Annotated in this window: 10 protein-coding genes and 1 pseudogene; 5 read left to right on the forward strand and 6 right to left on the reverse strand. The window is 70.7% G+C overall.

From position 1 onward, the window contains the following. The coding region (locus L995_RS20675) for an SDR family NAD(P)-dependent oxidoreductase (protein ID WP_047473393.1) at positions 1 to 596 on the forward strand (596 nt) is incomplete at its 5' end. 17 nt (positions 597 to 613) lie between these two features. On the opposite strand, the gene L995_RS20680 is transcribed toward L995_RS20675, so the two are convergent. The 4 genes from L995_RS20680 to L995_RS20695 all read right to left on the reverse strand — a co-directional run bounded on the left by L995_RS20680 (position 614) and on the right by L995_RS20695 (position 3,898). Beyond that, on the reverse strand, positions 614 to 895 hold the full coding sequence (locus tag L995_RS20680) for a DUF3325 domain-containing protein (RefSeq protein ID WP_016452140.1): 282 nt from the start codon (positions 893 to 895) through the stop codon (positions 614 to 616). Beyond that, on the reverse strand, positions 892 to 2,586 hold the full coding sequence (locus L995_RS20685) for a PepSY-associated TM helix domain-containing protein (RefSeq protein WP_047473395.1): 1,695 nt from the start codon (positions 2,584 to 2,586) through the stop codon (positions 892 to 894). The genes L995_RS20680 and L995_RS20685 overlap by 4 nt, the downstream gene beginning before the upstream one ends. Then, a complete protein-coding gene (locus L995_RS20690) occupies positions 2,583 to 2,897 on the reverse strand; it encodes a DUF3649 domain-containing protein (protein WP_017405291.1) in 315 nt (104 codons plus the stop codon). Before L995_RS20690 ends, L995_RS20685 begins: the two co-directional genes overlap by 4 nt. Positions 2,898 to 3,037: 140 nt before the next feature. Next, positions 3,038 to 3,898 carry a LysR substrate-binding domain-containing protein gene (locus L995_RS20695; RefSeq protein ID WP_016448662.1) on the reverse strand — a complete coding sequence of 287 codons (861 nt, stop codon included), beginning with the start codon at positions 3,896 to 3,898 and terminating at the stop codon, positions 3,038 to 3,040. 165 nt (positions 3,899 to 4,063) lie between these two features. Here L995_RS20695 and L995_RS20700 point away from each other — a divergent pair, with 165 nt between their 5' ends. From L995_RS20700 to metC, 4 genes are all read left to right on the forward strand, one after another. Beyond that, positions 4,064 to 4,600 carry a cysteine dioxygenase family protein gene (locus L995_RS20700; protein ID WP_052195840.1) on the forward strand — a complete coding sequence of 179 codons (537 nt, stop codon included), beginning with the start codon at positions 4,064 to 4,066 and terminating at the stop codon, positions 4,598 to 4,600. Positions 4,601 to 4,731: 131 nt separating this feature from the next. Further along, positions 4,732 to 6,312: a rhodanese-like domain-containing protein gene (locus tag L995_RS20705; RefSeq protein ID WP_047473397.1), complete on the forward strand. Its 1,581-nt coding sequence runs from the start codon at positions 4,732 to 4,734 to the stop codon at positions 6,310 to 6,312. A gap of 55 nt (positions 6,313 to 6,367) precedes the next feature. Then, entirely contained in the window at positions 6,368 to 7,366 is a 999-nt protein-coding gene (locus tag L995_RS20710) for a Bug family tripartite tricarboxylate transporter substrate binding protein (protein WP_047473399.1), read from the forward strand. Then, the gene (gene metC / locus L995_RS20715) at positions 7,366 to 8,583 is read left to right on the forward strand and encodes a cystathionine beta-lyase (RefSeq protein WP_047473401.1); all 1,218 of its coding nucleotides are present in this window, start codon (positions 7,366 to 7,368) and stop codon (positions 8,581 to 8,583) included. The genes L995_RS20710 and metC overlap by 1 nt, the downstream gene beginning before the upstream one ends. 13 nt (positions 8,584 to 8,596) lie before the next feature. Here metC and L995_RS20720 read toward each other — a convergent pair whose 3' ends face one another. Both L995_RS20720 and L995_RS20725 read right to left on the reverse strand, forming a co-directional pair. Next, positions 8,597 to 9,670 carry an NAD(P)H-dependent flavin oxidoreductase gene (locus tag L995_RS20720; protein ID WP_047473404.1) on the reverse strand — a complete coding sequence of 358 codons (1,074 nt, stop codon included), beginning with the start codon at positions 9,668 to 9,670 and terminating at the stop codon, positions 8,597 to 8,599. Positions 9,671 to 9,704: 34 nt separating this feature from the next. Beyond that, positions 9,705 to 9,892: pseudogene (locus tag L995_RS20725) on the reverse strand (YbfB/YjiJ family MFS transporter); the annotation flags it as partial.

The raw sequence follows: 9,892 nt of genomic DNA on the forward strand, positions 1-9,892 counted from the left end.
CCGCGTCCCTGCAGCTGGACGTGGCGCGCAGCGCGGGCTTTGCGGACTTTGCGGCCCGCGTGCGCCGGGCCCTGGCCGAGACCTGGCAGGCCGACCGCCTCGATGCGCTGGTGCACAACGCCGGCATCGGCATCAACGCGCCATTCGCCACCACCACCGAGGCGCAGTTCGACGAGCTGGTCGCCATCCACTTGAAGGCGCCGTTCTTCCTGAGCCAGCACCTGCTGCCCCTGCTGCGCGACGGCGGCAGCATCATCCATCTGTCCAGCGGCCTCACGCGCTTCACCCAGCCGGGCTATGCGGCCTATGCATCCATGAAGGGCGGGGTGGAGGTGCTGACGCGCTACCTGGCGCGCGAGCTGGGGGCGCGCGGCATTCGCGTCAACACGGTGGCGCCGGGCGCGATTGCCACGGATTTTGGCGGCGGCCGTGTGCGCGACGATGCGCAGATGGGCGCCGCCCTGGCCAGCCAGACGGCGCTGGGCCGCGTGGGCCAGCCCGACGACATCGGCCCCGTGATGGCCGCCCTGCTGCAGCACGGCATGGGCTGGGTGCAGGGTCAGCGCATCGAGGCCTCGGGCGGCATGTTTCTCTGAAGGCGCCAGGAGGGGCGTCAGCGCAGCCGCTCGCGCGCCACCATGGACAGCAGCACGATGGCGGCGGCTGCGCTGATGTGGCCGAACCAGGCCACCAGCCCCAGCGACCAGGGCTCCACCTGCAGCGCCGCCCACAGCGACAGCGCCAGCAGCACCCAGCCGGCCGCGCGCAGGCGCCGGGTGCGGGCGGGTGGCAGTTCCTTGCCGAACAGGTCGCTCTGGTGGCGGTCCATGGCCAGGGCCAGGCAGGCGAAGGCGCCCAGGGCCAACAGCTGGCAGAACAGATGGGCCATGCTCATGCGCTGGTCTCCGCTGCGGCGGCCACTGCCGTGGCGGCTGCTGCAGTGGCTGCCTTGGGCGCGGGCCGGGCGGCGCGCACCGGTTTGGCCTTGGGCTGGTGGCGCTGGGTGCGCAGGGCCAGATGGGCATGCAGTGCGGCCAGGGCCAGCAGCATGAGGTCCATGCCGGCAAACACCCAGTCGCCCGCGCGCAGGCTGGTGATCAGGCCGCGATCCGTGGTCAGCGCGTTGACCACGGGCAGCAGGGCCAGGGCGGCGGCGCCGGCCCACAGCAACTCGATCCAGGCCCGCCTGGCGGGCCGGCCCATCGCCCAGAACAGGGTGGCGCCCCAGGCGATGAACATGGCGTGCACCTCCCACTCGGCACGCTGCGCCATCTCCACCGGCAGCAGGCGATTGGCCCAGAGCATGCCGGCCATGCCGATGGACAGGCCGGCGATGGTGGCGATGTTCAGCCGTTCCACGAGCCGGAAGCCGAAATGCGGCCTTTCCGGGTCGGGCAGCTTGCTGCGCCGCTTCACGTTCCACAGCACCAGTCCTGTTCCCACCATGGCCGTGCCCGCAAGGCTGACGATGAAGTACAGCCAGCGCGTGGGCAGGTCGCCGAAGCGGCCCATGTGCAGCGCATAGAGCACGCCGCGCGTCTCGGCGGCGGCGCCCACGCTGTCCTGGGCCTGCAGCAGCTGGCCGCTGACGCCGTCGAACGTCATGAACTGCGGGCTGATGGAGACGCGGCCGTTGTCGCCGCGCACCACGACCACGCTGGCCTTGGCATCGCCGGGCAGGTTGACGTTCAGGCGCTCCACCTGGCCCGCGCCCCAGCGCTGCTCGGCCTGGCGCACCATGTCGGCCAGCGGTGCCAGGGGCGCGGCCTGCCCCGAGGGCTTGCCCGCCGGAACGAAGGCGCTGAGCTGCTGGCCTGCCACCACGCGCTGCTCGGGCGTCATGGTGGTGGCCAGGCTGGCCCAGGGCATGTACATCAGGGCCAGCGTCACCAGGCCGGTGTACGTGATCATCAGGTGAAAGGGCAGGCCCAGCACGGACAGCGCGTTGTGCGCGTCCAGCCAGGAGCGCTGGCCCTTGCCCCAGCGGAAGGTGAAGAAGTCGGCAAAGATCTTCTTGTGCGTGATCACCCCGCTGACGATGGCCACCAGCATGAACATGGCGCACAGCCCCGCCAGATAGCGGCCCCAGAGCACGGGCATGTAGTGGAACTGGAAGTGGAAGCGGTAGAAGAACTCGCCGCCGCGCGTCTCGCGCACCGGGCCTTCGAGGCGCGTGCCGGTGGCCGGGTCGAAGCGGCCGTTCTCGAAGCGGCGCTTGTCCTGGCCTTCGGGAGGGCTCCAGAACACCGTGGCCACCGTGCTGCGTTCATCGGGCAGGTTGATCAGCCACCGAGGGCTTTGCGGTGCCAGGCGCGCCACGGCGTCACCCACACGCTGGGCCACGAGCGCGGGCTCGCTCGCCTGGCTCTGGTGCGGCTGCTCGGGCTGCATCCACTGCGTGATCTCGTTCCTGAAATAGCTCACCGTGCCCGTGAGGAACATGGCGTAGAGGAACCAGCCCAGGAGCAGGCCGACCCAGGTGTGCAGGTCGGACATGGTCTGGCGGATGCCGGGCGCCTTGGCGGCTTTCCCGGGCTTGGCAGACTTGCCGGCCGTGTTCGTGGTGTCCGTGGTGTTCGTGTTCATGCGCCCAGCCCCTTGCCCCAGGTCCACCACGCGGCAGGCGCCAGCACCAGGGCGGCGACCAGCAGGCCGGCCCAGGCGCGCGTGGCGCTGCGCACGGCAAACACCCAGATCACCGCGCCCGCGTAGACGGCAAAGCTCAGCAAGGTGCCCGAGATCGCCGCCTGCGTGCGGTCTGCGGGCAGGGCCACAACGGCCACGCTGGCCAGGGCGGCCACGGCATAGCCGCCGAACAGCGCAGCGAGGATGCGGGAGATCAGCGGCCCGTAGTCACGGAACCAGTCATGGGTGCGGGCAAGAGTGGGAGATGGCATGGCGCAGTGCCTGGAAAGGCTCGAAAAACACCGGCAGAGGAGGCGGCGGTGGCGCGGATGTTATTTGAGAATAAGTCCCATTACAAGCAACGCTGGCAAGCTGCACGCCTGCCGTCCCTCCGCCTCCCCAACGCTGTCCCTCAGCCGGCCGGCAGCCGCATGCGTGCCTGCAGGTTCTCGAAGATCTGGCGCGTGACGGGGCTGATCACATGGCTGCGGATGTACAGGCGGTAGACCAGGTCCGGCAGCGGCGGCATACCGTCGCCCGCACCCAGCACGCGCAGACCCGGGTCCAGTTGCTCCACGCCGCGCGCCGTCACGCCCAGGCCCGCGCGCAGGGCCGCGCGTATGCCCACCAGGCTGGTGCAGGTGTGGCGCGGTGTCCAGGCGATGCCGGCCGCATCCAGCGCGTCGCAGCCCAGGCGGCGGAAGATGCTGGGCCCGTCGGCCATGACCAGGGGCACGGGCTTGCCCGGGTCATGGGCATAGCCCGCGCCGCACAGCCACACCGTGGGTGTGGAGCGCAGGGCAAAGCCCTCGAAGCCTTCATCCTCCCGGTTGGAGATGGCCAGGTCCAGCTCGCCCTGCTTGAGCGACTCCATCAGGAAAGGGCTGCGCCCCACATGGATGTCGATCTGCATGCCCGGAAAGTTCAGCGCGATCTCCTGCAGCACGGGCGGCAGCATGTTGTCGGCCGCGTCGTGGGGTGCGCCAATGCGCACCAGGCCCTGCACCTGGCGGTGCTGCAGGTTGCGCAGCGCCTCGTCGTGGATGGCCAGCATGTGGCGCGCATAGCCCAGCAGGCGCTGGCCGTGGTCGGTGAGGCGTTTTTGCCGGCCCTGCTTCTCGAACAGCGCGTGGCCGATCTTCTCCTCCAGCCGCTGCATCTGCTGGGTGATGGCCGATTGCGTGCGCCCCATCTGCACGGCGGCGGCGGCAAAGCTGTCGTGGCTGGCAATGGCGGCCAGGGTGCGCAGCAGGTCCAGGTCAAGCGTCTCCATACTTCAATTTTATTGAAGTATTTGTTGAGGGTGCGTGGATTGTTGCGGGCCGGACGCCTCACTACAGTGGGCTTCAACGACGACAAGGAGTCCCCTTTGAACACCACCACCACCACCACCATCACCGAACAGCGCAGCGCCGCCGTGACAGCGGCCATCGACCACATGAAGCAGGCCATTGGCGAAGGCGCTGCCACGCGCGCCAGCCTGGACGCCGTGCTCCAGCAGCTGCTGGGCCTGGCAGCGCGCCGAGACTTCTGGCAGCAGGCCGACTACGCCGCGCCCGAAGAGGGCGAGCACCAGGCGCGCTACCTGATCGCCGAGGACGCGGACCAGAGCTATGCGCTGTACCTCAACGTCATGCGCCCGGGCAAACGCATCGTGCCGCACAACCACACGACCTGGGCCTGCATTGCCGCCGTGGAAGGCACGGAACATAACCGCGTCTACGAGCGCACCGACGACGGCTCCGTCCCCGGCAAGGGCACGCTGCGTGAGACGGATCTCGTGGTGGTGGCGCCAGGCCAGGGCATCGCCCTCATGCCCGAGGACATCCACTCCGTGGAGATCCAGGGCGAGCAGGTCATCCGCCACCTGCACATGTACGGCCGCGCGCTGGAGACGCTCAACGAGCGCACCAGCTACGACCTGGCCACCGGCACCTGCCAGACCATGGCCATCGGCGTGCAGACGCGCCGCTGAGCCCAGGCCTTCCGGCCGCTGCCTCCCGCTTCCTGCCTTTTCCCTGTCCATGCCGCAGCGCGCCCCACGGGGCGCGCGTGGCAGGGCTTTGCCCGAAATTCCTTGCCGATCTTTTTCCCGGACCGCATGCAATGACCGCATCCATTGACGCCCACACCCTCAAATCCTGGCTGCACGACGGCCAGGAGATCGCGCTGCTCGACGTGCGCGAGCACGGCCAGTACGGCGAGTCGCACCTGTTCTACGCCACGCCCCTGCCCTACAGCCGGCTGGAGCTGGATGTGCCCCGCCTGGTGCCGCGCAGGCAGGTACGCGTCGTCACCTACGACGGTGGCGAGGGCGATGCCAGCGCGGGCGTGGCCGGGCGCGCCGCGCGCCGCCTCGAAGCCCTGAGCTACACCCAGGTGTCTGTGCTGGAAGGCGGCACCCAGGCCTGGAGCGCGGCAGGCTACACGCTGTTCGCCGGCGTGAACCTGCCCTCCAAGACCTTTGGCGAACTGGCCGAGCACGCCTACGGCACGCCGCGCATCACGGCCCAGCAGCTGGCGGCGCGCCAGGCGGCGGGCCTGCCCCTGGTGGTGCTGGACGGCCGGCCCGTCTCCGAGTTCCACAAGATGAACATCCCCGGCGCCATCTGCTGCCCCAATGGCGAGCTGGCGCTGCGCGTGAGCCGCCTGGTGCCCGATGCGGCCACGCCCATCGTGGTCAATTGCGCGGGCCGCACGCGCTCCATCATCGGCGCGCAGACCTTGATCAACCTGGGCATTCCCAACCCCGTCTACGCGCTGGAAAACGGCACCCAGGGCTGGTACCTGGCCGACCTGCCGCTGGAGCATGGCGGCACGCAGCGCTATGGCGACGACTCGGCCAGCAGCGCGCTGCAAGCACAGGCCCGCGCCCTGGCCGAACGCTTCGACGTGCCCGAGGTCGATGCCGACACCGTGCGCGCCTGGAGCCAGGATGCTGCGCGCACGCTGTTCCTGTGCGATGTGCGCACGCCCGAGGAATTCAAGGCCGGTTCGCTGCCCGGCGCCCAGCACACGCCCGGTGGCCAGCTCATGCAGGCCGGCGACCAGTACGTGGGCGTGCGCGGTGCGCGCCTGGTGCTGTTCGACAGCGATGGCGTGCGCGCCCCCGTGGTGGCCAGCTGGCTGCGCCAGCTCGGCCATGACGCCTGCGTGCTGCGGGGCGGCCTGCACAGCGGCCTGGACCTGGCACCGGCCCAGCTGCCCCAGGCCCCCGCACTGGCAGGCATCGCGGTGCAGGCCCTGCACGAACGCATGCGCCAGGGCGAGGTGGCCGTGGTCGATCTGCGCGCGGGCATGAAGTACCGCGCAGGCCACATCGCCGGGGCCCGCTGGTCCATCCGCCCGTGCCTTGCCAGCGATCTGGCCGGCGAGACGCGCCAGATCGTGCTGGTGGCCGACGAGCCCGGCATGGCGCAATGGGCCGCGCTGGAACTGCAGGGCGCCGCGCCGCTGCTGCTCGAAGGCGGCCTGGCCGCATGGCAGCAGGCCGGCCTGCCCGTCGAGGCCACGCCCGACAGCCCCACCGACGCCGAATGCATCGACTACCTGTTCTTCGTGCACGACCGCCACGACGGCAACAAGGAAGCGGCACGCCGCTACCTGGCCTGGGAGACGGGCCTGGTGCCGCAGCTGGACGCGCAGGAACTGGCCGCCTTCCGCCTGCCGGAGCCGGCAATGTCCTGATCCACGCAAAGAGCATCCGAACAGCCCAACACCACATAACGACAGGAGACAAGACATGTTCGCAATCCCCACCCTGGCCAGGATGCTGGCCGCCAGCCTCGCGGCCCTGGCCATGCTCTCGCAGGCCACGGCCGAGCCGCTGGCCGCACGCAACGGCTATCCGGCCCAGCCGATCCGCTTCATCTCGCCCTTCCCGCCGGGCGGCGGCAACGACGCCAGCACGCGCTGGGTCACCACGCGGCTGACCGAGGCCACGGGCCAGCCCTCCGTGGTGGAAAACCGGGGCGGCGCGGGCGGCAACATCGGCGCCAAGGCCGTGGCCGAGGCCAAGCCCGATGGCTACACCGTGCTCACGGGGCAGGTCTCGCTGATGGCGGTGAACCCCGCGCTCTATAGCGCGCCGGGCTTCGATCCGCTCAAGAACTTCGTGCCCATCACGCAGATCAACGCGGCGCCGCTGGCCATCGTGGTCGCCTCGGCCTCGCCCCTCAAGAGCTTTGCCGACCTGGTGGCGCGCAGCAAGGGCGAGCCGGGCCGCGTCACCTATGCCACGCCCGGCAACGGCACGCTGTCGCACCTGGTGGGCGTGGTGCTGTCCAAGGAAAACGGCGTACCCATGACCCATGTGCCCTACAAGGGCGCGGGGCCGGCCATCAACGATCTGCTGGGCCAGCAGGTCGATGTGCTGATCACCTCCACCTCGTCCGTGGCCGGCATGATCCAGGCGGGCCAGGTGCGTGCGCTGGCCGTCACCAGCCCGCGCCGCATCGGCGCGTTCGGCAAGGTGCCCACGCTGGAGGAACTGGGCCTGCGCAATGCGCGCTTCGAGGACTGGTACGGCTTCTTCGCTCCCGCCGGCACGCCGCCCGAGCGCGTGGCCTTCTTGCACGACGCCATCGTGCGCACCCTGCAACTGCCGGAAGTGACCAAGCTGGTCGTCGATGGCGGCAGCGAAGTCGTGGCCAGCACGCCAGAGGCCTTTGCCGCCCAGCTGCGCCAGGACATGGAGCGCTGGTCGCGCGTGGTCAAGCTCTCGGGCGCGAAGATCGACTGATGGCTGCCGAACACGTCCCCGTGCCTGGATCATCGGCCTCTGGCGCCCCCGCGCTGGACCTGCAGACCCGGCTGCTGCATGCGGGCAAGCGCCCGGCCTATGCGGGCGGCACGGCCGTCAACCCGCCCCTGGTGCGCGCCAGCACCGTGCTGTTCGAGAGCACGGCACAGCAGCGCGAGATGCGCGAGCGCCGCGCCGGCGAGCGCATCTTCAGCTACGGCGCGCGCGGCACACCCACCGGCTTTGCGCTGGAAGATGCCGTCAGCGAGCTGGAAGGCGCCCACCGCACGCGGCTGCTGCCTACCGGCCTGGCGGCCATCGGCATGGCCCTGCTCTGCTACCTGCGCCCCGGCGACCATGTGCTGCTGACCGACAGCGCCTACCAGCCTGTGCGCCACCTGGCCGGCCAATGGCTGCGGCCCTACGGCATCGAGTACGACTTCTTCGCGGCCGATGGCAGCGACGCCCAGGCGCGCATGCGCCCCAACACCCGCATGGTCTATGCCGAATGCCCGGGCTCGCTGGTCTACGAGATGTGCGACCTGCCCGCGCTGGCGGCCATGGCCCATGCGCGCGGCGCCCTGGTCGTGGCCGACAACACCTGGGGATCGGGCTGCCAGTACCGGCCGCTGGCGCTGGGGGCCGATGTCTCGGTGATGGCAGCCACCAAGTACCTGTCGGGCCACTCCGACGTGATGATGGGCACCGTGGCCACCACCGAGGCCGCCTGGGAGCCGCTGGCCGCGCGCTGCGATGCCTTCGGCATGGCGGTCAGCCCCGACGATGCCTGGCTGGTGCTGCGCGGCATGCGCTCGCTGGCCGCACGGCTGCAGATGCACGAGGCGCATGCGCTGGAGGTGGCGCACTGGCTGCAGCAGCACCCGGCCGTGGCCACCGTGTTCTGCCCCGCGCTGCCCACGCACCCCGGCCATGCGCTGTGGCTGCGCGACTGCCAGGGCACCAACGGCCTGGTGTCGCTGGAGCTGCAGCCCGGCACCGCCGAGGCCGCCGTGGACCGCTTCATCGACGGCCTGCGGCTCTTCGGCATTGGCGCCTCCTGGGGCGGCTACGAGAGCCTGGCGACAGCCGCGCACATGGCGCAGGCGCGCAGCGTCACCGACTGGAGTGCGCGCGGGCCCGTGGTGCGCCTGCACATCGGCCTGGAGTCGCCGCGCGACCTCATCGCCGATCTGGAGCAGGGGCTGGCGGCACTTTAGTGGATAACACGCTCTAGCGGCCTGCCTGAGCGCTCGCCAGCTCGCCGGCCAGCGTCTGCACCAGCGCAGCGGCCGGCATCTCGCGCGCCAGCGGCGCACCCTGGCCGGCCCAGTGAGCTGCGTAGTCGGAACTGCCTTGGGCGGACGCCGCCTGGTGCAGGGCCTTGCCTGCGTCGTAGACGCGCGGATAGTCGGGCAGGGGCTGGCCATGGCTGGCGCCCAGCGCATACAGCCGGTTGACCATGCCGCGCGCCGGCCGGCCCGAGATGGCGGCGGTGATGCCTGTGTGGTGGGCGCGTTCGCTGCGCAGCTCGGCACGGTAGGCCGGGCTGGCGGACGATTCAGGGCAGAGGATGAAGGCCGTGCCCAGCTGTGCCGCACAGGCGCCCAGGCCCAGCGCGGCCGCAATGCCTTCGCCATCCATGATGCCGCCGGCCGCGATCACCGGCAGGGCCGTGTTGCGGGCCAGCACGCGCACCAGGGCGAAGGTGCCCATCATGCGGTCCTGCGCGGGATCGAACGTTCCGCGGTGTCCCCCGGCCTCCACGCCCTGGGCCACGATGGCATCGACACCGGCCTGCTCCACCTGGCGCGCCTCGTCCAGCGACGTGGCGCTGGCCAGGGTCACGACGCCGGCCGCGCGCAGCGCGTCGATGAAGCCCTGCTCAGGCAGCCCGAAATGAAAGCTCACCACGGCGGGCCGCTCCTGCAGCAGCATGGCCTGCAGCGCGGCGTTGCCGACGGCGGTGGCGTAGATCTCGTTGAGCGTGGCAGGCGGCGTGGCGCCAAAGCGCGCGAACTCGGGCGCCAGATGGGCCAGCCAGGCGGCCTCGCGCTGCGCATCGGCCCGGGCCGGCCGGTGGCAGAACAGGTTGACGTTGAAGGCGCCCGAAGTCAGCGCGCGCGTCTGCACGATCTGCTGGCGGGCCTGCTCCGTGCCGCTGGCGCCAATGCCCAGCGAGCCCAGGCCGCCGGCCTCGGTGACGGCGGCCGCCAGCGCGGGCGTGGACGTTCCGGCCATGGGGGCCTGGATGATGGGATGGCGCATGCCCAGGCGGGCCATCCACGCGGTCTTTGCGGTGCTCATACGACTCCTTGTTTCCTGCCACGAATCCGCGCACTCATGCGGCGGCCTGCCGGCGCGCGCTGGCGCGGCTGGCGGCGATCATCAGCGTGCCCAGCAGCAGCGACACGCTGCCGATGACGAACAGGCGCTGGTACGAGCCCAGGCCCGCATAGCTCCAGGCCATGAAATATCCCGACACGGCCTGCATCAGCGCAAAGGCCGCCGTCGCATAGCCCCACATGC

It is taken from the genome of Delftia sp. ZNC0008, from assembly GCF_000799035.1.
Classification (GTDB): domain Bacteria; phylum Pseudomonadota; class Gammaproteobacteria; order Burkholderiales; family Burkholderiaceae_C; genus Comamonas; species Comamonas tsuruhatensis.

Coding starts and splice junctions, on each gene's coding strand:
- L995_RS20720 (WP_047473404.1), bottom strand. CDS start 9,670: ATGAGCACCGCAAAGACCGCGTGGATGGCCCGCCTGGGCATGCGCCAT.
- L995_RS20690 (WP_017405291.1), bottom strand. CDS start 2,897: ATGCCATCTCCCACTCTTGCCCGCACCCATGACTGGTTCCGTGACTAC.
- metC (WP_047473401.1), top strand. CDS start 7,366: ATGGCTGCCGAACACGTCCCCGTGCCTGGATCATCGGCCTCTGGCGCC.
- L995_RS20685 (WP_047473395.1), bottom strand. CDS start 2,586: ATGAACACGAACACCACGGACACCACGAACACGGCCGGCAAGTCTGCC.
- L995_RS20700 (WP_052195840.1), top strand. CDS start 4,064: ATGAAGCAGGCCATTGGCGAAGGCGCTGCCACGCGCGCCAGCCTGGAC.
- L995_RS20705 (WP_047473397.1), top strand. CDS start 4,732: ATGACCGCATCCATTGACGCCCACACCCTCAAATCCTGGCTGCACGAC.
- L995_RS20710 (WP_047473399.1), top strand. CDS start 6,368: ATGTTCGCAATCCCCACCCTGGCCAGGATGCTGGCCGCCAGCCTCGCG.
- L995_RS20680 (WP_016452140.1), bottom strand. CDS start 895: ATGAGCATGGCCCATCTGTTCTGCCAGCTGTTGGCCCTGGGCGCCTTC.
- L995_RS20695 (WP_016448662.1), bottom strand. CDS start 3,898: ATGGAGACGCTTGACCTGGACCTGCTGCGCACCCTGGCCGCCATTGCC.